The organism is Corynebacterium sp. LK2590 (assembly GCF_040946105.1).
Taxonomy (GTDB): Bacteria; Actinomycetota; Actinomycetes; order Mycobacteriales; family Mycobacteriaceae; genus Corynebacterium.
Genome location: NZ_JAYWMH010000005.1, coordinates 201056 through 224016 on the forward strand (window position 1 = coordinate 201056; position 22961 = coordinate 224016).

General features: G+C 65.5%; 23 protein-coding genes and 2 tRNA genes. 5 read left to right on the plus strand and 20 right to left on the minus strand.

The features are described from left to right. Position 1: 1 nt before the first annotated feature. From VVR85_RS08005 to clpS, 6 genes are all read right to left on the minus strand, one after another. Positions 2-772, minus strand: a complete 771-nt coding sequence (locus VVR85_RS08005) for an MBL fold metallo-hydrolase (protein ID WP_368520397.1) — start codon at positions 770-772, stop codon at positions 2-4. 63 nt (positions 773-835) lie between these two features. Further along, positions 836-1666, minus strand: coding sequence for a glutamate racemase (gene murI, locus VVR85_RS08010; RefSeq protein ID WP_368520398.1), 831 nt, complete (start codon positions 1664-1666; stop codon positions 836-838). 6 nt (positions 1667-1672) lie between these two features. Further along, entirely contained in the window at positions 1673-2305 is a 633-nt protein-coding gene (locus tag VVR85_RS08015) for a rhomboid family intramembrane serine protease (protein WP_368520428.1), read from the minus strand. Positions 2306-2432: 127 nt separating this feature from the next. Continuing rightward, positions 2433-3371, minus strand: a complete 939-nt coding sequence (locus tag VVR85_RS08020; RefSeq protein ID WP_368520399.1) for a P1 family peptidase — start codon at positions 3369-3371, stop codon at positions 2433-2435. Further along, a complete protein-coding gene (locus VVR85_RS08025) occupies positions 3371-3910 on the minus strand; it encodes a DUF2017 domain-containing protein (protein WP_368520400.1) in 540 nt (179 codons plus the stop codon). Before VVR85_RS08025 ends, VVR85_RS08020 begins: the two co-directional genes overlap by 1 nt. Before the next feature lie 21 nt (positions 3911-3931). Next, entirely contained in the window at positions 3932-4231 is a 300-nt protein-coding gene (clpS, locus tag VVR85_RS08030; protein ID WP_290226377.1) for an ATP-dependent Clp protease adapter ClpS, read from the minus strand. 178 nt (positions 4232-4409) lie between these two features. On the opposite strand from clpS, the gene VVR85_RS08035 reads away from it, so the two are divergent. From VVR85_RS08035 to VVR85_RS08045, 3 genes are read left to right on the plus strand one after another with little or no spacing between them, the layout of a single operon-like run. Next, positions 4410-4985: a CAP domain-containing protein gene (locus VVR85_RS08035; protein ID WP_368520401.1), complete on the plus strand. Its 576-nt coding sequence runs from the start codon at positions 4410-4412 to the stop codon at positions 4983-4985. 38 nt (positions 4986-5023) lie between these two features. After that, positions 5024-6364 carry a nicotinate phosphoribosyltransferase gene (locus VVR85_RS08040; protein ID WP_368520402.1) on the plus strand — a complete coding sequence of 447 codons (1341 nt, stop codon included), beginning with the start codon at positions 5024-5026 and terminating at the stop codon, positions 6362-6364. Positions 6365-6382: 18 nt separating this feature from the next. Next, a complete protein-coding gene (locus VVR85_RS08045; protein ID WP_409338193.1) occupies positions 6383-8413 on the plus strand; it encodes an ATP-dependent DNA helicase in 2031 nt (676 codons plus the stop codon). A gap of 36 nt (positions 8414-8449) precedes the next feature. On the opposite strand, the gene VVR85_RS08050 is transcribed toward VVR85_RS08045, so the two are convergent. From VVR85_RS08050 to nrdF, 4 genes are all read right to left on the minus strand, one after another. After that, entirely contained in the window at positions 8450-9202 is a 753-nt protein-coding gene (locus tag VVR85_RS08050; RefSeq protein ID WP_368520403.1) for a peptidyl-tRNA hydrolase, read from the minus strand. Between the two features lie 3 nt (positions 9203-9205). Beyond that, a complete protein-coding gene (gene serB, locus VVR85_RS08055; RefSeq protein ID WP_409338197.1) occupies positions 9206-10393 on the minus strand; it encodes a phosphoserine phosphatase SerB in 1188 nt (395 codons plus the stop codon). Between the two features lie 157 nt (positions 10394-10550). After that, complete coding sequence (ctaD, locus tag VVR85_RS08060) at positions 10551-12248, minus strand: cytochrome c oxidase subunit I (RefSeq protein WP_368520405.1); 1698 nt, start codon at positions 12246-12248, stop codon at positions 10551-10553. A gap of 350 nt (positions 12249-12598) precedes the next feature. After that, positions 12599-13588, minus strand: coding sequence for a class 1b ribonucleoside-diphosphate reductase subunit beta (gene nrdF, locus VVR85_RS08065; protein ID WP_368520406.1), 990 nt, complete (start codon positions 13586-13588; stop codon positions 12599-12601). A gap of 289 nt (positions 13589-13877) precedes the next feature. Here nrdF and VVR85_RS08070 point away from each other — a divergent pair, with 289 nt between their 5' ends. Then, positions 13878-14597 (plus strand): FadR/GntR family transcriptional regulator, encoded by a 720-nt coding sequence (locus VVR85_RS08070; protein WP_368520407.1) that lies wholly within the window; start codon positions 13878-13880, stop codon positions 14595-14597. Between the two features lie 97 nt (positions 14598-14694). Here the strand turns inward: VVR85_RS08070 and nrdE are convergent, their stop codons facing one another. The 5 genes from nrdE to VVR85_RS08095 form a co-directional block, all read right to left on the minus strand. Further along, positions 14695-16857: a class 1b ribonucleoside-diphosphate reductase subunit alpha gene (gene nrdE / locus VVR85_RS08075; protein WP_368520408.1), complete on the minus strand. Its 2163-nt coding sequence runs from the start codon at positions 16855-16857 to the stop codon at positions 14695-14697. Between the two features lie 177 nt (positions 16858-17034). Beyond that, the gene (gene nrdI / locus VVR85_RS08080) at positions 17035-17472 is read right to left on the minus strand and encodes a class Ib ribonucleoside-diphosphate reductase assembly flavoprotein NrdI (RefSeq protein WP_368520409.1); all 438 of its coding nucleotides are present in this window, start codon (positions 17470-17472) and stop codon (positions 17035-17037) included. A gap of 19 nt (positions 17473-17491) precedes the next feature. Continuing rightward, positions 17492-17731, minus strand: coding sequence for a glutaredoxin-like protein NrdH (nrdH, locus tag VVR85_RS08085; RefSeq protein ID WP_368520410.1), 240 nt, complete (start codon positions 17729-17731; stop codon positions 17492-17494). A gap of 397 nt (positions 17732-18128) precedes the next feature. Next, positions 18129-18251, minus strand: coding sequence for a type B 50S ribosomal protein L36 (ykgO, locus tag VVR85_RS08090; RefSeq protein ID WP_003847162.1), 123 nt, complete (start codon positions 18249-18251; stop codon positions 18129-18131). A 122-nt stretch (positions 18252-18373) separates the two neighbouring features. Further along, entirely contained in the window at positions 18374-19711 is a 1338-nt protein-coding gene (locus tag VVR85_RS08095; protein WP_368520411.1) for a sugar porter family MFS transporter, read from the minus strand. Between the two features lie 26 nt (positions 19712-19737). Between VVR85_RS08095 and nadE the strand changes: the two genes are divergently transcribed. Then, positions 19738-20562: an ammonia-dependent NAD(+) synthetase gene (gene nadE, locus VVR85_RS08100; protein ID WP_368520412.1), complete on the plus strand. Its 825-nt coding sequence runs from the start codon at positions 19738-19740 to the stop codon at positions 20560-20562. Positions 20563-20579: 17 nt separating this feature from the next. Here nadE and VVR85_RS08105 read toward each other — a convergent pair whose 3' ends face one another. The 5 genes from VVR85_RS08105 to VVR85_RS08125 form a co-directional block, all read right to left on the minus strand. Continuing rightward, positions 20580-21296: a fructosamine kinase family protein gene (locus VVR85_RS08105; RefSeq protein ID WP_368520413.1), complete on the minus strand. Its 717-nt coding sequence runs from the start codon at positions 21294-21296 to the stop codon at positions 20580-20582. 95 nt (positions 21297-21391) lie between these two features. Continuing rightward, positions 21392-21467: transfer RNA gene (locus VVR85_RS08110), tRNA-Ala, on the minus strand. 27 nt (positions 21468-21494) lie between these two features. Next, a tRNA-Ala gene (locus tag VVR85_RS08115) sits at positions 21495-21567 on the minus strand. Between the two features lie 116 nt (positions 21568-21683). Continuing rightward, a complete protein-coding gene (locus VVR85_RS08120; protein WP_368520414.1) occupies positions 21684-22424 on the minus strand; it encodes a thioredoxin domain-containing protein in 741 nt (246 codons plus the stop codon). Between the two features lie 69 nt (positions 22425-22493). Continuing rightward, a complete protein-coding gene (locus tag VVR85_RS08125; protein ID WP_368520415.1) occupies positions 22494-22955 on the minus strand; it encodes a MauE/DoxX family redox-associated membrane protein in 462 nt (153 codons plus the stop codon). Positions 22956-22961: the final 6 nt, after the last annotated feature.

Sequence of the window (22961 nt, forward strand, 5' to 3'; positions counted from 1 at the left end):
GCTAGAGTTCGAAGACCATCCCGGGCTCGCCGAGGACCAGTTCGCCGTCGAATTCGGCTCGGGCGGCCGCCACGGTCGCGGCGGCGTCTCCCCAGGGCTGCAGGTGCACCAGCACGAGGGTGCGCACGCCCGCCAGCTGCGCCAGGCGGCCGGCCTCCGCGCCGGACATGTGCATCTTTTCCGCCTTGCCCTCGGAGCTAGCGCCCCAGGCGGCCTCCGCCAGCAGGATATCGGCGTCCTGCGCCAACGGCAGCAGCTTGGTATCGAAGGAGGTGTCTGCGGTATACGCGATGATCTTGCCGGTCTCGGTGTGGCGCAGGCGCAGGCCATAGGTCTCGACCGGGTGGATAGTCCGGTACGGGGTGATGGCGACGTCGTCGACGTGCTGTTCCACCCCGTCCTCCCAGGGGGTGAAGGCGAAGGTATCCGACATGTCGTCCACGCCGTCTGGCTGGGCGTCGGAGGACAGCCGCCCCAGGTGCTGCGGCGCGTAGCTGGGGCCCAGGCAAAAGTTGCGGCCCTTGGCCGGCGCGTAGGGGTGGAAACGGCGCCAGACCAGCAGGGAGGGGAAATCCATGCAGTGATCGGCGTGCAGGTGGCTTAAGGCCACGTGGGCGTCGCACGGATCCTGGACGTCCTGCAGCGCGGCGAGGGTACCGGGGCCCAAGTCCATGAGGATGGACGGCGCATCCGGGAAAGACACGAGGTAACCGGAGGCCGGGTTCCCGGAAGTGGGCACGCTTCCGGAGCATCCCAAGATGGTCAACTTCATGCCCCTCATGGTGTCACGAATACGGCGACAGTGGGGCGATTTGCGGCCATTTCGGGGAGAAAATCAACCGGAGTGAGAAATGTGGTTGAATTCACCGACCCCCGGTCCCAGGAAGCGGGAGGCCAGGTTCTCGAAGATCTCCATGTCGCCGGTGGACTCGAAAACGCGCGTGGCCGGGTTGTCTACGGGCGCGAGCAGGTCGCGCTCGGTGAGCACCTTGAGCACGTCCTTGGCGGTTTCCTCCGCGGAGCTGACCAGCGTGACCTCGTCACCGACGGCCAGCTGGATGACGCCCGAAAGGTGTGGGTAGTGGGTGCAGCCGAGCACCAGGGTGTCGATGCCGGCGGCCTGCATGGGGGCCAGGTAGCCCTCGGCAATGCCCAGGATCTGGCGGCCGGAGGTGATCCCGCGCTCCACGAAGGGCACGAAGTCGGGGCAGGCCACGGCGGTGGCCTGCACGTCCGGGTGTACGGCAAAAAGGTCCTGGTAGACGCCGGATTTGATGGTGCCCTCGGTGCCGATCACGCCGATCTTGTGGTTGCGCGTCGTCGCGATAGCGCGGCGCACGGCCGGGCGGATGACCTCCACGACCGGCACGTCGTAGCGCTCGCGGGCGTCGTGGAGGAAGGCGGCGGTGGCGGTGTTGCAGGCCACCACGATCATCTTGCAGCCGCGCTCGACCAGCTCGTCGGCGATGTCAATCGACAGCGCGCGGACTTCTGCGATGGGCCGCGGCCCGTAGGGTCCGTGCAGGGTGTCGCCGATGTAGAGCAGCGACTCGTGCGGCAGCTGATCGATGATCGTGCGCGCCACCGTCAGGCCGCCCACCCCGGAATCAAAGATCCCGATGGGGGCGGTCGGTCCGGGCTGCGGTTTATCGGCTAGTTCAGTCACGCCGTACTATTTTACGCTGCGGCGCATAATCTGCTTCGACGTGTCGTCGGAGGTAATCGTCATGCCGGCCACGATGCCGCCGATGGCCCCAAACAGGTGGCCCTGCCAGGACACCCCCTCGTAAATCGGCAACACGCCCCAGACCAGGCCGGAGTAGGCAACCCCCAGGACCACGCCGAGGACGATCTGGATGAGCGAGCGGTTGAAGATGCCGCGGACCAGCAGGTAGGCCAGCCAACCGTAGACCAGGCTGGAGGCGCCGATGTGGTTGGTGCCGGGCCCGCCCAGCAGCCACGTTCCCAGCCCGCCGATGAGCACCACCAGCAGAGTGACCTCCCACCAGACCTTCCGGCCGGAGAGCCCGATGAGGAAGCAGAACACGGCCCCGGGCAGCGAGTTGCCGATGAGGTGCTCCCAGTCGGCGTGCAGCAGCGGGGCGGTGACAATCCCCCAGATGCCGTTGAAGTCCAGCGGGTGGATGCCGTAGTAGCTTAAGCTCCCGCCGAAGATGACGTAGTTGACGATGTGGATGCCCCAGAGCACCACCAGGTAGCCGATGGCGAAGACCAGGCCGGTGCGCAGGCGCCCGGCGCGCGTGTAATTCACTGAGTCGCCCCGGTTGGTCTGGGGCTTGCGCATACCAGCGCCGCCGGCCGGCTGGAGGGGCCCGCCCGAGGGCCCGAAATTCGCCGGGCCGGTCTGTCCCCGGCTACGGTCCGGCCGGGACGAATACGGTCCAGTGGAATATGTCATAGTGCACTTCAGCTTAGCGCAGCAGGGAAGAATACGCGGGGTAGCCAAAGCCGTCGCTGGCCGCGCAGACGGCGGAGACAATGGCGGCCTCGACGGCATCGGCGGCCAGCGCGGTCAGCCGCGCCAGCGTCGCGTCCCCCACCGGCGCGGATGCGCCCGCCGCCTGCGCCGGGGTCGCGGTGGAAACGCCGAACAAAGTGTCGCCGTCCAGCGGCGAGTGGGCCGGGCGCACCGCGCGGGCGATCCCGTCGTGGCCGGCCAGGGCCAGCCGCTGGGCCTGCGCCTTGTTAAGCGGCGCGTCAGTGTAAACCACCCCGATGGTGGTGTTCAGGCTCGCGGCCGGGTCGGGCAGCTCGGCAAAGGCCGCGCGGTCGATGCCGGGCCGGCCCGGCGCCCCGAACAGCCGGCCGGTGGCCGCGTCGACGACCTGGCCGACCGGGTTGGCCACCACGATGGCGCCGACTCTAAAGCCGGTATCGGCCGCCGCCAGCTGGGCCCGTCCGACCCCGCCGCGCAGCTTGCCGGCGGTGGCCCCGCAGCCGGCCCCGACGCTGCCCTGGGAGGGGTCGTCGCCGGCCAAGGCGGCGCGGATGGCCGCGGCGCCGTCGTCGGCGGTGGGCATCGTCGGCCCGACGGCGAGATCGAAGATGACGGCCGCCGGCACGATGGGCACGCGCGGGCCGGGTTTGTCCTCGCCGAAGACGGCGAAGCCGAGCCCCTCCTGCGCCAGCTGCCGCATGGCCCCGTCCGCGGCCGCCAGCCCGAAGGCGGAACCGCCCGCCAGGACGATGGCGTGGACCCGCTGGACGGTGTTGTGTGGGGCCAAAAGGTCGGTTTCCCGCGTGCCCGGGCCGCCGCCGCGCACGTCGACGCCGGCCACTGCCCCGGCGGGCCCGAAATAGACCGCGGTGACCCCGGTATCCCCGCGGCTGACGTGGCCGACGCTGAGCATTAGGACATCAGCGCCCGCAGCAGCGAGTCCTGGTTGAAGGCCAGCCATTCCACGAGCGCGTCGCGATCGGTAACGGCGGCGTCCGGGCCGCTGAAATCCCCCGCGGCGACGAACAGGCGGAGATCGTTGAGGCCGGCGACGAACTGGTGGGCCTCTTCCTCCGAAAGGTTAAGCTCCACCGAGCCGGTCGGCCCCAGCGCGGAGTTGATGGCCTGCAGGTTGGCGAGCTTGGCGCGGGCGATGTCGTTTTCGTGCAGGCTGCGCATCAGCGAGGCGTCGCCGTCGAATTCCTCGTCGCCGTCGGCCATGAAGTCCGGAAACAGGCGCGCCAGGGAGGGATCCTCCGGGGCGTCCTTGTGGCCGGAGGGCATGTCCATCATCTCGGCCAGCTCGTCCTTCGGTGCGGACTGCGCGCGCTGGATGATGGCCTCGGCCACCGTCGAGGTCAGGTTGCCTAAAACCTCGCGCTCCATGGGGTCCAGGACGGCGTGAAAGCGCACCGGGCGCATTAGCGATTTCTTTTTCTTCCACTCTTGCATGGGGTTTTTCTTCTCCGCCTCCTAGCCGGCCTGCTGCATGGTGGCCCATAGGCCCGCGATCTGCAGCTTCTTGACGTCGGCTTCGATCTTGTCGCGTTCACCGGAGGACACGGCCGCCTTGCCCTCGGTGTGTACCTGCATCATCAACTCGTTGGCCCGCTTCTTGTCGTAGCCCAGCACCGTCTGGAAGACGTAGGAGACGTAGCTCATCAGGTTGACCGGGTCGTCCCAGACGATGCACATCCAGGGCAGGTTTTCGCTGGTGGCTACGTCCACCTTGAGGTCCTCGTCCAGTTCCGGGGTAGCCATGGGCGAGCCCATGTAAATGGGGGAAATTCTGGCAGTCATACCTAATAGCCTAACCAATTTCACTAGTGCACAAGGTGCCTGGCAGGTAACCTGTGCCTCAACGAGCCTTGTAACGTACTTCATCCCCACTGAATCACAGTGCTAGCGGCCGAGCGCGGCAGCGCGGACCGAGCCGGACAGAAAGGACAGCATGTCACAGCCTCCCCTGCTCACGCGGTTGATTAACGACGTTCGCGCCGGCCGCTTCCCGGCCGATCTGCCCGGCGTGGCCCGCGCGGTCATCACCTTCGTCACCCTCGCCGCGACCGTCGGCGTGGCCATCGCCTCCCTGGTATCCAGCCCCGGGGGATCGGGCTCCTCTGAATCCGCCGACAACGGATCCTCCACCGCCCAGCCCGAGCCGGCGTCCCCGGAGGAACAAATCCGGCTGACCGAGTTGGAACAAGAGGTGGGCACCGCCCTGAACCAGTGGCGCCTCGACAACGGGCTGCCGCCGGGGCTGCCGTGGCCGGATCGCCAGGGCGCGGCCCGGGAGCAGGCCCGCCAGAACGCGGCCGCCGGGAAGGAATCCCGCTCGCCCGAGAACATCTCGCAGCTGCAGGTCAACCTGCCAGTCGAGGGGGCTACCGGCTACGCGGTCGTGGAGAAGCTGCGCGCCTCCCGCCCGCACCTCGAGGTGGTCTTGAACCCGGCCAATACCTTCCAGGCGGTGGCGGCGGAGATCGGCCACGGCCGGGTCTGGGTCGTCATCCAATTTGAACAATAAACACCCCCGTCACGCGCCTGTGACGTACACTTCACGATGTGAACGATAGCTCGAATATCACCGCCTCCACTGCCTTACTCACCGACATGTACGAGCTGACCATGCTCGAGGCAGCCCTGCGAGACGGCAGCGCCCACCGCCAAGTCACCTGCGAAGTTTTCTCCCGGCGCCTGCCCAACGAGCGCCGCTACGGCGTCGTCGCCGGCACGCCGCGGGTCATCGCGGCCATCCAGAACTTCCGCTTCACCGAGCAGCAGCTGGCCCACCTCGACTTCCTCGACGAGGAGACCAAGGACTACCTGCGCAACTACCGCTTCAGCGGGCAGGTGGACGGCTACCGCGAGGGCGAGCTTTATTTCCCGAATTCGCCGCTGCTGACCGTGCGCGGCACCTTCGCCGAGTGCATCGTGCTGGAGACCGTCATCCTGTCCATCATGAACGCTGACTCGGCGGTCGCCTCCGCGGCCGCCCGCATGGTCACCGCCGCGGACGGGCGCCCCATCCTGGAGATGGGCGCGCGCCGCACGCACGAATACGCCGCGGTCACCGCCGCCCGCGCGGCCTACCTGGCCGGCTTCGTCGCCACCTCCAACCTGGAGGCCGGCTTCCGCTACGACATCCCGGTCTCCGGCACGGCCGCGCACGCGTGGACGCTGGCACACGTCAACGAGGACGGCAGCGCCAACGAGAAGGCGGCCTTCGCCACCCAGATCGACGTCCTAGGCGCGGGCACCACCCTGCTGGTCGACACCTACGACATCACCCAGGGCGTTATCAACGCCGTGGAGGTCGCGGGTAAGGAACTCGGCGGCGTGCGTATTGACTCCGGCGACTTGGGCGCGGTCACCCGCCGGGTCCGCAAGCAGCTGGACGATCTGGGCAATACCGAGACCAAGATCGTGGTCTCTTCCGACCTGGACGAGTTCGCCATCGCCGGCCTGCGCGGCGACCCGGTGGACGTCTACGGCGTGGGCACCTCCGTGGTCACCGGCTCGGGCGCCCCGACGGCCGGCCTGGTCTACAAGGTCGTGGAGGTCGACGGGCACCCGGTGGCCAAGCGTTCCTCCTCCAAGGAATCCATCGGCGGCGCCAAGCAGGCGCTGCGCACCTACCGCTCCACCGGCGTGGCGGTCGAGGAGGTCGTCTTCCCCTACACGGACACCACCGCCCCGGACGTCGGCGGGCTGGAGACCCAGCAGCTGACCATCCCGCTGATGCGCGACGGTCAGGCCGTCGACGATATCCCAGACCTGGACACCTCCCGCGCCCACCTGGCCGCGGCCATCGGCACGCTGCCCTGGGAGGGGCTGGCCCTGTCCCGCGGCGAGCCGGCCGTACCCACCCGGGCGGTCGGGTTGCTGCCGCCGCACCAGTCCTAGGCCGGTAGACTAACCGGGGTGACAAACGCCCCGCACGACCCAGCAGAACCCGCCGACCCCGACAGCGAGTCTTTTCGCGAGCCGCTCAACCACTCCACCGAGGAGCTGCTGTCCTCGGCCGTTGAGGCCCTCGGCGGCGCGCGGCGCGACGGGCAGATCCGCATGGCCAGCGCGGTGACTAAGGCCCTGGATACCCAGCGGCATCTGGCCGTGCAGGCCGGCACCGGCACGGGCAAGTCCTGGGCCTACCTGGTGCCCGCCATCCGGCACGCGCACAACACCGGATCCACCGTGGTGGTCTCCACCGCAACGCTGGCCCTGCAGCGCCAGCTGGTCCAGCGCGACCTGCCGCGCCTGGTCGAAGCCCTCGAGCCCATCATGCAGCGCAAGCCCACCTTCGCCATCATGAAGGGCCGCTCAAACTACCTGTGCCTGAACAAGGTGGCGCGGGCCGAATCCCTGGCGGAGGCGGAATCCGGGCTCTTCGAGGAAGCCGAGACCACGGGGCTAGGCGCCCAGGCCGCCCGCCTCTACGACTGGGCGGATGAGACCGACACCGGCGACCGCGAGGACCTAGACCGCGGGGTCAGCGACCTCGCCTGGCGGCAGGTCTCGGTCACCTCGAACGAGTGCCTGGGGGCTGCGCGCTGCCCGCACGGGGCCGACTGTTTTGCGGAGGCCGCCCGGCAGGCGGCCGCCCAGGTCGACGTCGTGGTCACGAACCACGCGCTGCTGGCTATCGATGCCGTCTCCCAGGCCACCATCCTGCCCGAGCACTCGGCGGTCATCATCGACGAGGCCCACGAGCTGGACGGCCGGATCACCTCCGTGTCCACGGCGGAGCTGACCGCGCGCGGCCTCAAGATGGCGGCCAACCGCGTCAAGGCGCTGGGCGCCAACGGCAAGGAAGCCCGCCTGAGCGAGCAGGCGGACGAATTCAATCTGCTCCTGGATGAGTATTCCCCGGGCCGCTGGGTGGACCTGCCGGATAACGCCAAGTCCCAGCTTTCTTCCCTGGCGGATACGGTCGAAGACATCAAGTCCACCATCGGCCGCGCCCCTGATAACGAGCAGGCCCAGGACCCGGAGAAATACGCCGAGCGCCAGAACCTGACCAACCACCTGGGCTCAATCGTGGAGACCGTCGCGCGGCTGCTCGACGTCTTCGCAACCGGGGATCCGGCCGCGCACGAGGACGTCGTCTGGCTAGACCGGGACAGTCGCAACGGGGCGAATACCCTGGCGGTGGCGCCGCTGTCCATCTCACAGATGCTCCAGGACAACCTCTTCGCCGAACAAACCGTCGTGTTGACCTCGGCGACGCTGGCCTTGGGCGGGCGCTTCGACGCGATGGCCGCCCAGTGGGGCCTGCCGCAGGGCACCTGGGACTCGCTGGACGTCGGCACGCCCTTCGACCCGGCCAAGTCCGGGATCTTGTACACCGCCGCGGGCCTGCCCCAGCCCGGCCGCGACGGCCTTTCCCCGGCCACGCTCGACGAGCTGCAGCAGCTTATCACCGCCGCCGGCGGGCGCACCCTGGGCCTGTTTTCTTCCCGCCGGGCCGCCGAGCAGGCCGCCGAGGAGCTGCGCCCGAAGCTGCCCTTCGAGATTTTCCTCCAGGGCGAGGATTCCATCGGCGCGCTGGTGGACAAGTTCAGCAAACAGGAAAACTCCTGCCTGTTTGGCACGCTGACGCTCTGGCAGGGCGTGGACGTGCCCGGCCCGGCGTGCTCGCTGGTGGCCATCGACCGCATCCCGTTCCCGCGGCCCGACAACCCCCTGATGCAGGCGCGCACGGAGGCCGCCAAGGCCGCCGGCCGCAACGGCTTCATGGAGGTCTCGGCCACACACGCCGCCCTCCTCGTGGCGCAGGGCGCCGGCCGCCTGCTGCGCGCAACCAGCGACCGGGGAGTCGTCGCGGTGCTGGACCCGCGCCTGGAGACCAAGCGCTACGGCGGCTTCCTGCGCGCCTCGATGCCGCCGTTTTGGTCCACCACGCGCCTGGAAACGGTGCTAGGCGCGCTTCGGCGCCTCGTTGAGAGCCGCTAAAGGCGGGCCCGGCCTTCCCATAGCCGACCCGGACTGTTAGGTGCTGAGCGGGCGCGGCAGGGCGCACACCGTCGCCGAATCCGGGGCGATCTCGGTGAACCCGGCGTCGACGACCACTACCGCCCCGGCTTCGGCTTGCGCCCGCTCGAAGGTGGCGTGGTCGACCTCGCGCACGCTTAGGGCGAAGTCGGCCTGCTTCCACTCCCACGCCGCCTGAACGTTCAGGCTGGCGGCCAGCAGCATGGAGCCGTGCCCGACCTGGGCCGCGGCCTTGCCCGCGCTCATGCCGAGGGAGGCGTCCACGTAGATGACCGGGGCGTCGGCCGCCGGGTCGCCCGGCTGGTCGGCGGGCAGGTCCGTGTGGCCGATCTGCAGCTTGCTAATGAGCGGATCCACCTCGTTGACCGCCGAGGGAACGGAAGCGCGCGCCACGTCGACTGTCACCCCGGGCAGCGCCTGGACGTCGTTCCAGGCCTTGTTGCGGCTGCGGCGGGCCACCTTGCGGATGCGGTGTCCGTACCAGCGGCCCAGGGCAGCGGCGAAGGCCGTATCGCCGCCGGCGCGCTCGTCCAGGCACACCGCGACCACGGCCCGGGCAGCCGCTTCCAGCACGCGGTGGCGGGCCGGGGTGTCCTGCTTGGGCAGGTTCAGCGCGATCTGCATGGCCTGGACTGTCTCCGGCTGATTGGGGTCTTCCCTATCGCGGTGCCAGTCGCGCGAACTGCAGGATTCCTGGAGCCGCTGGTGGGCGGCGCGGAAAGAGGCATCGATAGCCTGCTCGGTGCCCATGGACTAATCCTTCTCGATCTCGGCGGAGGGGATGCCCAGCAGCTGCAGGACCTCGTCCAGGTACGGGTGGTTGACCTGCGCGTCGGCCACCTCCTTGAGGGCCGGCTTGGCGTTAAAGGCAATCCCCAGGCCCGCCGCGCTCAACATATCGATATCGTTGGCGCCGTCACCCACCGCCACCGTCTGCGACATGGGCACGCCGCAGTCCGCGGCGAATTCGCGCAGGTATTCCGCCTTCGCCGCGCGGTCGACGATCTTCCCGGTGACCTCGCCGGTCAGCTTCCCGTCGCTAATGGCCAGGGTGTTGGCCCGCACGTAGTCCAGGTTAAGCTCGCGGGCCAGCGGCTGGAGGACCTCCAAGAAGCCGCCGGAGACCACCGCGACCTTGAAGCCCAGGCGCTTGAGCGTGGCCACCGTGGTGCGCGCGCCCGGGGTGAGCTCGATATCAGCCGCGACCTCCGCCAGCACCGACTCGTCCAGCCCGCCCAGGGCCTTGACGCGCTCGCGCAGGGACTCCGCGAAGTCGAGCTCGCCGCGCATGGCGCGCTCGGTGACCGCGGCTACCTCCGCCTCGCGGCCGGCGCGGGCGGCGAGCATCTCGATGACCTCGCCGGTAATCAGGGTCGAATCGCAGTCGAAACAGACCAGGCGCTTGGCGCGGCGGTGCAGGCCGGCCTCCTCGATGGCCAGGTCCACGCCTAAGCGCCCGGCCAGCTCGGCCAGCCGGGCCCGCAAACCGGCGGCATCGCCCGCCACGGTCACGGACAGCTCCAGACCGGTCAGCGGCTGCCGGGACAGGCCCCGGATGCGGTCGATGTTGGCGTCGAAGTTGGCCAGCTCCTGCGCCAGCGCCGCCATCTGCTCCGCGGTCACCGTCGCCCCCATGATGACCACCACGTGGCTAGAGCGCGGCCGCGGGGAGCGATCCGTGCCCACCTCAACGGTGACGGTGTGCTGGTAGATGCTCAGCGTGTTTCGCAGCCCGGCCTCCGCCTTCTCGACGAGCGCGGGGTCGAGGCGCCCGTAGGCCGCCAGGGTGATGCGTCCGGAGAAGATAGCCTGCTCCACGTCCACCAGTTCCACCCCGACGGCCGCCAGCACGCGGAAGAAGGCAGCCGATACCCCGGGCTTGTCCGGCCCCGAGGTCGTAATCACTACGTCCTTTAAAGCTTGATTATCCACAGCCTTTATCCTGCCACAGCCGGATGCGGCCACGGTCACAGCCCCTTGGGCCCCCACCGTGACGCGGCTTTCGGATCGCCAAAAGCCACCTTCTGTGGCCCGTTTAAGAACCGGGCCTAGAAGGTGGCTTAGTTGGCAGGAGGGTTCAGCGCCTCGTTGACACTAATTAGTGTCCAGCGCCGATGTGCGCCTCGGAGCGCATGCGCTCAACCATGTGCGGGTAGTGCAGCTCGAACGCCGGGCGCTCGGAGCGGATACGCGGCAGCGAGTTGAAGTTGTGGCGCGGCGGCGGGCAGGTGGTGGCCCACTCGAGGGAGTTGCCGTAGCCCCACGGATCGTCGACGGTGACGATCTCGCCGTAGCGCCAGGACTTGAACACGTTCCAAATCAGCGGGATGACGGAAGCACCCAGCACGAAGGAGAAGATGGTCGAAATCTGGTTGTAGATGGTGAAGCCATCGGACTCCAGGTAGTCGGCGTAACGACGCGGCATACCCATGTTGCCGACCCAGTGCTGAACCAGGAAGGTGCCGTGGAAGCCGATGAAGGTCAGCCAGAAGTGAATCTTGCCCAGACGCTCATCCAGCATACGGCCCGTCATCTTCGGGAACCAGAAGTACAGACCCGCGAAGGCGGAGAAGACCACGGTACCGAACAGGGTGTAGTGGAAGTGAGCAATCAGGAAGTAGGACTCAGCCAGGTGGAAGTCCAGTGCCGGGGAGGCCAGCATAACGCCGGTCATACCGCCGAAGAGGAAGGTGGCCATGAAGCCCATGGCGAAGATCATCGGGGTATCCCAGGTGATGTGGCCCTTCCACAGGGTGCCGACCCAGTTGAAGAACTTCATACCGGTCGGGACCGCAATCAGGAAGGTCATGAAGGAGAAGAACGGCAGCAGGACCGCGCCGGTCACGAACATGTGGTGAGCCCAGACGGCCATCGACAGCGCACCGATGGACAGGGTGGCGAAGATGAGGCCGACGTAGCCGAAGACCGGCTTACGGGCGAAGACCGGAACGACCTCGGAGACGATGCCGAAGAACGGCAGGGCCAGAACGTAGACCTCCGGGTGGCCGAAGAACCAGAACAGGTGCTGCCACAGGATGCCGCCACCGTTAGCGGAATCGAAGATGTGGCCGCCCAGCTTGCGGTCGTAGAGAACGCCCAGTGCAGCAGCCAGCAGCAGCGGGAAGATCATCAGGGCCAGCACCGAAGCGGTGAAGATGGTCCAGGTGAAGATCGGCATACGGAACATGGTCATGCCCGGTGCGCGCAGGGTCAGCACGGTGGTGACCATGTTGATTGCGGAAGCAACGGTACCGACACCGGTAGCGCCAACGCCGACGATCCACATGTCAGCGCCGATACCCGGGGTGTGAACGGAGTCTGCCAGCGGCAGGTACATGGTCCAGCCGAAGTCGGCAGCGCCGCCCGGGGTCAGGAAGCCAGCCAGCATCACGACACCACCGATGGTGGTGATCCAGAAGCCGAAGGCGTTCAGACGCGGGAAGGCCACATCCGGTGCACCAATCTGCAAGGGCAGGATGTAGTTAGCGAAGCCCCAGACGACCGGGGTTGCGAACAGCAGCAGCATCACAGTGCCGTGCATGGTGAACAGCTGGTTGAACTGCTCGTTGGACAGGAACTGCAGACCCGGCGTGAACAGCTCAGCGCGGATCAGCAGTGCCATCAGGCCACCAAGGAAGAAGAAGCTGAACGACATGATCAGGTACATGATGCCCAGCTGCTTGTGGTCAGTGGTGGTCAACATCGTCCAAGCCTTGGAGCCGGTCTTACCGTGCCCCGTCGGCTCAGGACGTGAAGGCTGGACGTAGTCGTCCAACCGTGGCGCCACAGCGGTCATTTATATCCTCCTGACTAGCAAGCGCTTGCCAGCTTTATGCCATACAAGCGCTTAAAAGTTTTACACCGCCTAATCCTAGGCCAACTCCACCCCACTTTGCCAGCCGTTTCTAAGACTCGAATTCGCAGCTAAGTGGCCTGCTGTGACTCGTGTGGCGGCATTGTCGCAGCAAATTGGGCCTAGATTTTCGCCAGCCCGACACCCACCCGGGGGCGAACGTGGTGTAGCCCACAATATTTCCCGCGCCATGCCCGCTTTGGCGCCGGTCCAGAGACGAAAATACACCCCCGTGATACGTCATCCTTTCGGTTGACGTATCCGCCGGGGGTGTCGGGGTTTGCGGGGCCTTGCTAGAAGTCCCAGTCGTCGTCGGTGGTCTCCTCCGCCTTGCCGATGACGTAGGAGGAACCGGAACCAGAGAAGAAGTCGTGGTTCTCGTCCGCGTTCGGCGACAGCGAGGACAGGATGGACGGCGACACGCGGGTCTCGTCCGCCGGGAAGAGGCCCTCGTAGCCCAGGTTGTTGAGGGCCTTGTTGGCGTTGTAGCGCAGGAAGCGCTTCACGTCCTCGGTCCAGCCCAGCTCGTCGTAGAGATCCTCGGTGTAGTCGATCTCGTTGTCGTAGAGATCGTAGAGCAGGTCGAAGGTGTATTCCTTCAGCTCCTGCTGCTTAGCCTCGTCCAGCTTGCGCACGCCCTGCTGGTACTTGTAGCCGATGTAGTAGCCGTGGACGGCCTCGTCGCGGATGATCAGCCGGATGATATCGGCGGTGTTCGTCAGCTTGGCGCGGGACGAGAAGTACATCGGCAGGTAGAAGCCGGAGTAGAACAGGAAGGACTCCAGCAGCGTGGAGGCGACCTTCTTCTTCAGCGGATCGTCGCCCTCGTAGTAGGACATGACGATCTTGGCCTTCTTCTGGAGGTTTTCGTTTTCCTCGGACCAGCGGAAGGCGTCGTTAATCATCGGGGTAGACGCCAGCGTCATAAAGATATTGGAGTAGGACTTAGCGTGCACCGACTCCATGAAGGCGATGTTGGTGTAGACCGCCTCCTCGTGCAGGGTGACCGCGTCGTCCAGCAGGCTGACCGCGCCGACGGTGCCCTGGATGGTGTCCAGCAGCGTCAGGCCGGTGAAGACCCGCATGGTGGTCTCCTGCTCCTTTTCCGTGAGCGTCTTCCAGCTCGGGATGTCGTTGGAGACCGGGATCTTTTCCGGCAACCAGAAATTACCCGTCAGTCGGTCCCAGACCTCGAGGTCCTTTTCGTCCGGAATGGTATTCCAGTTGATTGCCTTAACCGGCTGGTCATGGCCGGAAACATACGCATCGTACTCGTGAGACAACGCAGGTGACCTACCTTCATCGATCGGGGGGTATTACAACCCACCACGATACCCGAGGAAGCGCCGGCGAGTCCCCGATGGTCGCCCTAACCTCGGCCGCGCCCGGTTACCCCTGCTCAATAACGATCCGGTGTAGTCCTCCAACAAGTGTTAACAAATCCTTATAGCCAGCGATAATATCCACGTAAGCGCCTACTGCCGGGCCCATTACCGCCAGGGACCTACCAGGTCATCGCACCCAGTCCCACTTCCGACCACTCCCCCAGTTCACGCGCGAGGATTTTAGATTTTGCTTGCCCCCACCTCCCAGCACCCCACTCCCCTGCTGAGCTCCGTCCTCGATCAGCTCGGATCCGAAATCGTTCACGGGACCATCGCCACCGGCCAGACCTTTACCCTGCTGGATATCTGCGCCCGCTTCGATATCTCGCGGACCGTCGCCCGGGAGGCAATGCGCGCTCTGGAACAACTCGGGCTAGTAGCCTCCTCCCGGCGCGTCGGGATTACGGTCCTGCCCATGACCGAGTGGGCCGTCTACGACCAGGCGGTGATCAACTGGCGGCTCCAGTCCGAGCGCACCCGCAGTGATCAGCTGGGTTCGCTGAACCAGCTGCGGCTGGCCATCGAGCCCATCGCCGCGCGCCTGGCCGCCCAGCGCGCCTCCGCCGAGGAATGCGCCGAACTCCTCGCGCTAGCCAGCCGGCTATCCGAGCTGGAGACCTCCCCGTCCTCGCGCGTCGGCGAGGAGCTGTCCACCGACCTGCGCTTCCACACCATGATTCTCCATGCCTCCGGCAACGAAATGTTCGCCGCGCTGGCTCCGTCCCTGCTGTCTATCTTCAAGGGCAAATCCGTCTTCGGCTCCCCCAAGCGCGATCCGGTCGCCGGCACCACGCGGCTCCACCACGAGCTCGCCACCGCCATCCGGGACCGCGATCCGGACCGCGCCGAGCACCTCTCGCGCATCATCCTGGACGAAAACCGCGCCAGCTCCCACCGCGACTGGTAAGTGCTGCATAAGCAGGTAAGTTAAGAAAACGAAAGGCCCGAGGAAATCACTTCGATTCCCTCGGGCCTTTTAGCTCCCGGCGGTCAGGGGTAGCTGCCTAGAGCATGCAGGACACGCAGCCTTCAACCTCGGTGCCTTCCAGCGCCATCTGGCGCAGGCGGATGTAGTACAGGGTCTTAATGCCCTTGCGCCAGGCGTAGATCTGGGCCTTATTGATGTCACGGGTGGTGACCGTGTCCTTGAAGAACAGGGTCAGCGACAGGCCCTGGTCTACGTACTTCGTGGCGACGGCGTAGGTGTCGATGATCTTCTCGTAGCCGATCTCGTAGGAGTCCTTGAAGTACTCCAGGTTGTCGTTATCCATGTGCGGGGCCGGGTAGTACACGCGGCCGATCTTGCCTTCCTTGCGGATTTCAATCTTGGAGGCAATCGGGTGGATGGACGACGTCGAGTTGTTGATGTAGGAGATGGAACCCGTCGGCGGCACGGCCTGGAGGTTGCGGTTGTACAGGCCGTCGCGGGCGACGTCCTGCTTGAGCTGCTCCCACTCCTCGGCGGACGGGGTGTGGATGGTCGAGTTGGCGAAGAGCTCCTTGACGCGCTCGGTCTGCGGCTGGAATTCCGCCGGGTCGTAGCGGTCGAAGAACTCGCCGGTCGCGTACTCGGACTGCGGGAACTCCGCGAAGGCCTCACCGCGCTCCTGCGCGATCTTCAGGGAGGCGCGCAGGGAGGCGTACAGCACCGCCGCGAAGTAGGCGTTGGTGAAGTCCAGGGCCTCCTCGGAACCGTATTCGATGTGCTCGCGGCCCAGGAAGCCGTGCAGGTTCATCTGGCCCAGGCCGATGGCGTGGGACTGGTCGTTGCCCTGGCGCACGGAGGGGACGGAATCGATAGCCGTCATGTCCGCGACCGCGGTCAGGCCGCGGATGGCGGTCTCGACGGTCTGGGCGAAGTTGTCGGAGTCCATCGTCATGGCGATGTTCAGCGAACCCAGGTTGCAGGAGATGTCGTTGCCCAGAGTGCGGTAGCTCAGGTCGGTGTTGAACTCCGACGGGGAGTTAACCTGCAGGATCTCCGAGCACAGGTTGGACATGTTGATCCGGCCGGTCTTGACCGGGTTAGCCCGGTTCACGGTGTCCTCGAACATGATGTACGGGTAGCCGGACTCGAACTGGATCTCCGCGATGGTCTGGAAGAAGTGGCGGGCGTTGATCTTCTTCTTCCGGATGCGCGGATCCTCGACCATCTCCTCGTAGTGCTCGGTCACGGAGATATCCCCGAAGGCCTTGCCGTAGACGCGCTCCACGTCGTACGGCGAGAAGAGGTACATATCGTCGTTGCGCTTGGCCAGCTCGAAGGTGATATCCGGGATGACCACGCCGAGCGAGAGGGTCTTGATGCGGATCTTCTCGTCCGCGTTTTCGCGCTTGGTGTCCAGGAAGTTCAGGATGTCCGGGTGGTGGGCGTTCAGGTAGACCGCGCCCGCGCCCTGGCGGGCACCCAGCTGGTTGGCGTAGGAGAACGAGTCCTCCAGCAGCTTCATGACCGGGATGACGCCGGAAGACTGGTTCTCGATGTGCTTAATCGGCGCGCCGGACTCGCGGATATTCGACAGCAGCAGCGCCACGCCGCCGCCGCGCTTGGACAGCTGCAGGGCCGAGTTGATGGAGCGCCCGATGGACTCCATGTTGTCTTCGATACGCAGCAGGAAGCAGGAGACCAGCTCGCCGCGCTGGGCCTTGCCGGCGTTCAGGAAGGTCGGGGTGGCCGGCTGGAAGCGACCGGTCATGATCTCGTCGACGATCTTGCCGGCGAAGTCGAGGTCCCCGTCGGCCAAAAACAGGGCGGTCATGGCCACGCGGTCCTCGAAACGCTCGAGGTAGCGGCGGCCGTCGAAGGTCTTCAGCGTGTAGCTGGTGTAGTACTTGTACGCACCCAGGAAGGACTTGAAACGGAACTTGAAAGCGTAAGCCCGCTTGAAAAGGTCCTTGATGTCGGAAAACTCGTACTTCGCGATGACCGCCGGGTCGTAGTACTGGTTGTCGACCAGGTAACCGATCTTTTCTTCCAGATCGTGGAAGTAGACCGTGTTCTGGTTGACGTGCTGCAAGAAGAACTGGTTAGCAGCCTCACGGTCCTGGTGGAACTGAATCTTGCCGTCTTCGTCGTACAGGTTCAACAGCGCGTTCAACGCGTGATAGTCGAGCTTTTCCTCCGGCTTAACCGGCTCTGCCACAGTCTTTCCCAACTGGTTATCCACGGCTGCACTCAGGCCTTTCATCTACTACGGAAGCGCCGGCTCACGAAGACGGTTGGCCAGCCGTGTCCCGCAAGATGAGACGCGACTGCCAACCGCCCAAGTTAGCCAACGCGATATTTCATGTTTTTAAGTCTATCTGTCCGGCCGCTTCCCCGCGGCCGGCGTTTCAAAGTTGCACTACGCGCTCAGCGGGGGCTCGAGGCCTAGCTGCTGCGCGTTCGCTAGCAAACCGCCTCGGCAAATCTCCACGTCGTCGGAGTTGCCGAGCAGTTCGAAGCGGTAGACGTACGGCACCTTGCACTTGGCGGAGATGACGTCCCCCGCCTTCCCGAAGTCGGTGCCGAAGTTACTATTGCCTCCCGCAATAACCGCACGGATGAGGCTCCGGTTGTGTTCATCGTTGAGGAAACGGATGACCTGCCGGGGAACTGGGCGGGAGTTTTGGTGATTGATGGACGCTCCCCCGCCGTACGTCGGGCAGACCAGAACGTAGGGTTCGTTGACAGTCAGCGGCTCATCGTTGAGACGCAGGGGAATCCGCGCATTGGGGAAGCCCAGCTTCTCCACGAAGCGGCGCGTATTTTCCGTCGCGGAAGAAAAATACACGACCAACATGGATATCTTCGACTCCTAGTTACGCAGACGCTGCCAGGGTGGCCAGCTCCTTGATGCGGTCCGGGCGGAAGCCGGACCAGTGCTCACCGTTAGCCTCCACGACAGGAGCGGAGACGTAGCCCAGGGCCATGACGTAGTCGCGGGCCTCGTCGTCCAGGGAGATATCGACGGCCTCGTAGTCCAGGCCGGCACGGTCCAGTGCCTTCTTGGTGGCGTTGCACTGCATGCAGGCGGGCTTGGTGTAGAGCTTGATAGACATGGTGGCAGGTTCCTTAATCCGTTTCGGGGAGGCAGATTACTTCTTCTCCGGCCGGTCGTAGAGCACCTCCTGCACTCTTCGACGCCCGCGCTTGAGGCTGCGCCTAGGCCCGCCGGAGCAACACCGACAACACTATACTTTGGGGCAAAAGCCCGCAACAGGCACTATATCTTGTGCTCTGGCACGGGATATCCGCAGGACACCCGAAGCTCAAGCCCCACATCTAGGCCGGCGCTCACCATCGACGTAACTACACCGTTGGCATTTCCGCAGGACGAGCCGAGCTATTGTGAGATAATTCACTTACATCCGTGTAATTACCCCGTAACGCAGAAAGCCGCTCCCCGTATTGCACTGGTGGTGCGACGGGGAGCGGCTTTCGCGCGTCCGGTTCAGACTAGCCCTGGCGAGCCTTGAAACGCGGATCCTTCTTGTTGATCACGAAGACCTTGCCGTGGCGGCGGATAACCTGGGCGCCCGGCTTCTTCTTCAGCGACCGAAGCGACTTGCGGACCTTCATCGGGCGCTCCTTTCTGAATGCGCAATAAAAATGCGGTTGAATCTATAACAAAGAACGTGCTGAGCAACCTCAGCACTGACACGGGGAAACACTTTACCGTACGTTGCCCCAGACCCCAAAATTCACTCCTGGGGTTGGTAGCGCTGCCGTAGGTCTTGCGAGACCTCTTCGAGGCTGCGTCCCATGGTCTCCGGCACCAGCACCCGGGTATAGCCGATGGCCACGATCCCCAGCCCGCCGAAGAGCGCGAAGGCCCACGGCCCGGTCAGCCACTCCACCAGCGGCAGGAAGTACTGGGCGACGGCCCAGTTGGTCGCCCACAGGCTCAAGCCCGCGATGCCCATGCCGATGCCGCGGATGCCCACCGGCACCAGCTCCGAAATCAGCAGCCACGTCGTCGGCGAGACCGCCGCCTGCTGGAAGGCGATGAAGCTGGCCATCAGCAGTAGAGACAGGCTGGCGAAGGCCACCGACCCCTCCGCCCGCGAATACACGACGGCCAAGGCGAACAGGGAGACCACGTTGCCGGTCAGGCCGATAAGCAACAGGCGCTTGCGGCCTACCCGGTCGACCACCTTGAGGCCGACCCAGCACGCGATAACGGAGACCACGCCAATGACCATGGAGGTATACACGGAGTGCTGGGTGGAGATCCCCACCTGGTTCATCATGGTCGGGGCGAAATAGACAATGGCATTGACGCCGGTTATCTGCTGGGTCAGGCCCATCAGCATGGCCAGCAGCACGGTCACCTGCAGCCAGCGCGCGGACTTCAGGCGGGAGAACTCGCTACTGTCCACCTGCTCGTGCTGACTGTCGGCGACCTCTTCCAGCTCCAGCCCGACCCGGCTGGCCACCCGGCGGGCCTGCTCCGTGCGCCCGCGGGCCACCAGCCAGACGGGCGTGTCCGGCAGGAACCACATGCCGACCGCCAGCGCCGCGCCCGGGATGGCCGCGGCCGCCAGCATCAGGTGCCAGCTGCCCAGCCCCGCCAGCGCGGAGTTGACCAGGTAGGCCAGCAGCTGCCCCACCACGATCATCAAGGTATTCAGCGAGACCAGCTTGCCGCGCACGGCCGTGGGCACCATCTCCGAGATGTACATGGGCGAGACAATGGAGACCGCGCCAACCGCTAGGCCTAGGAAGGCCCGCGCGGCCGCGAGCATCCCCACGGAACCGGACAGCGCGCACCAGATAGACCCCACCACGAAGACGACGCCGCCCAGGATCAGCGTGCGGCGCCGGCCCAGCGACTCCGCGACGCGCCCGGCGCTCAGAGCCCCGATGGCGGCGCCGATGAGCAGCGCCGAGGTCACCCAGCCCTCCTCGTGGGCGCTCATGCCGAACTCAGGGGAGATAAACAGCAACGCACCGCTCATCACGCCGGTGTCGTAGCCGAAGAGCAATCCACCCAGCGCGGCCACCGTCGCCACCGTTTTAATATAAGAACTTTGTTTCACGTCCTACATTGTCGCACTCCACTACGATGAAGCACATGTCACCAGATCCGAACTCCACCCAGTCCGAAATCATAAAAGCCCTGCACACCCGCCCCTTAATCGATCCAGCAAAAGAGGTCGAGCAGCGCGTCGACTTCCTGGTTAATTACCTGGATACGACCGGCGCGGCAGGTTTTGTCTTAGGCATTTCGGGCGGCCAGGACTCCACCCTGGCCGGCCGGCTCGCCCAGCTGGCCTGCGAGCAGGTCGACGGCGCCGCCTTCTGGGCCGTCCGCCTGCCCTACGGCCAGCAGGCCGACGAAGACGACGCCCAGGTCGCCCTGGACTTCATCCAGCCCGATCACCGCCTGACCCTGGACATCGCCCCGGCTACCGATGCCCTGTCCGCCGCCACCGCCGAGTCCTTGGGCCAGGACGCGCTCGGCGACTTCAACCGCGGCAACGCCAAGGCCCGCCTGCGCATGGTCGCCCAGTACGCCCTGGCCGGCGAGAAAAACCTTTTGGTAGTCGGCACCGACCACGCCGCGGAAAACGTCACCGGATTCTTTACCAAATGGGGCGACGGCGCCGCGGACCTCCTTCCGCTCGCCGGCCTTAACAAGCGGCAGGGCGCGCAGCTGCTGGTGCACCTCGGCGCGCCGCGCTCGACCTGGGCCAAGGTGCCCACCGCCGATCTGGAAGACAACAAGCCGGGCCTGCCCGACGAGGAGGCACTCGGGGTCGCCTACTCCGACATCGACGACTACCTGGAGGGCAAGCCGGTCTCGGACGAGGCCGCCGCTACCATCGAACGCCTTTGGCGCGCCGGCGCCCATAAGCGCCAGATGCCGCAGGGCCCGCGGCCGCTCTAGCCTCCCCCGCTGCCCAGCTAGTAGCGTTCGAGCACGCCGCGTGCGGCCGCCACCAGCGGGCGCTGGTAGGCGCGCCCGTGGGTCATCGCGTGCACGGCCAGCGGGTGGAGCTGGTGCAGGTCGAAGTCGACCTTCGGATCGCCGTAGCCGGCCAGGATCTCGTCCAGGTAGGGGGCGCCGAAAAGCTCCAGCATCGCCAGGTCCGTGTGGGGGTGCCCGCCGTGGGCCGCCGGGTCGATGACCACGGCGCCACCCTCGCTAAACAGCAGGTTGCCGGCCCACAGGTCGCCGTGGATGCGGGCGGGTTCGACGTCGAAGTCGGTCGCGGCGATAGCCTGGCAGGCCCGCTCGACCGTCTCCAGGTCCCCGGAGGAAAGGCCCGCCCCGCGGGCGAAGGGCAGAACGCGCTGCTCGACGTAGAAACTGCCCCAGGAATCGCTCGGGATGCAGTCCTGTTCGACGCGGCCGATGAAATTCTTGCCCTCCCAGCCCGCGGGCGGGCAGCCAAAGGCCTCGGCCCCGGCGGCGTGGATCCGGCGCAGGCGCCGGCCGAATTCCCGCGCCGCCTCCGCCGTGGGGGCGGCCGGCTCGACCCGCTCGGTACGCAGGTAGCTCTGGCCTACCTCGACGACCTCCACGACGGCCTCGGGCACCGCCGCGTGCAGCCAGCGCAGGCCCGCGGCCTCGGCCCCGGCTTGATCGGGTTGGGCAACATCCTTGGTAAAAGTAGCCATCCCACCATCGTAACCAAATCGGGCCCAGCGAACCGGGCCCGCGGGAGGGATAGCAAAACCCGGGCCAGCTGAGCTGAACCCGGGTCTTGGAAAATTGGTGGAGCTAACGGGATTCGAACCCGTGACCCCCACACTGCCAGTGTGGTGCGCTACCAGCTGCGCCATAGCCCCAAAGAAAATAGGTATGAAGTTGTGGAGTGGAGCTAACGGGATTCGAACCCGTGACCCCCACACTGCCAGTGTGGTGCGCTACCAGCTGCGCCATAGCCCCTTGTGCCGTATAGCCAGATACCGTGCGGCATCTAGTGCGGCAACTCGTATTAATCTACACGCTGGCGAAGGCGCGAACCAAATCGCCAGCGTGAGCTAATTTTTCTCCGGCTGGCCTTACTTAGCGACCTGGTCGACCCAGGCGCCCAGATCGGAGGTCAGCTCCAGCTCTTCACCGTCGACGAAGATGCGCGGCGAGGAGACGGAACCGGTGTCCTTTTCCAGCTTGTGGTAGTTGGCGGCGGCGAATTCCTGGCCGGCGCTCAGATCCATGTTCTTGATCTTGTCCACAGCGTCACCGGAGGCATCGAAAGCCTTGGCGGCCTCGGCCATTTCCTCGGCGCCCCACTGGCGGGCAACGTCCTGCTGATCCTCGAGCAGCACCTTGCGCAGGTTCCAGTAGGCGTGGACGTCGCCGTCTTCCGCCAGGGCGCGGGCCGCGGTGGCCGCCTGGGTGGAGTAGCCGTCGAGCTTCTCCGGATCATCCTGGCCATCCATGAAGTTCAGGGTGCGGATGTGGACCACCATCTTGCCGTCCTCGATGGCCTGGGCCATCTTCTCATCGGAGGCGACTGCCAGCTCCGCGCAGTGCGGGCAGGAGAAGTCCTCGTACAGGTCGACGACCGGGGCGTCGTCCTTGGCGTTGGCGGACTTGAGCACGACGGAGTTGTCCTCGTACTGCATGTCCATGTTGACGTCGACGGCACGGTCAGCCAGCTCGTCGGTCTTCGCGCTCTGGCCGTTCCAGATGATGTAGCCGATGACGACGGCGACGATCACCAGCAGGGCCACCAGGCCCCACAGGAACCCGGACTTGCCGCTGGCATTCGGGTCCGTGACTTTCCGAGAATTACTCACTTGCTCCACTCATCCTTTACAGGGTTGTTTGCGGTCTTTGCACCTGGAAATAGCCTACCCAAGCAGGCCTTAGGGGTAAACTGCGAACTTCTTGAACGGACGCACCCAGATCCAGACCATGAGCACGAGGAAGAAAAGATCGCGCCCCAGGGTCTTGACGTAGTCCATTACTTGGTCGGTGTTGGCCGGATCGACTTCAAAGCAGCCGCAGTCGATGTCCAGTCCGCGGGCCCAGGCTTGGCCGATGCCGATCATGAACAGCACCAGCACGATGATGCCCACCTTGGCTGCCGGGCGCATGAACAGGCCCAGAAGCAGCAGGACGCCGCCGGCGATTTCCAGCGGACCGATGAGATAGGCCAGGTAGTGCGACCATTCCGGCGTGAAGATCTGATAGGCCTCGATGGTCTGGGTCATCGTAAAGTGCTTGTTGAGCTTCTCCACCCCTGCGGCGATCCAGATATAGGCCATGAAGAAGCGCGCGAAGGCGCTTATCAGGTCGAGAATCAGGCTTTTATCGAGTTTCTTCACGCTTGA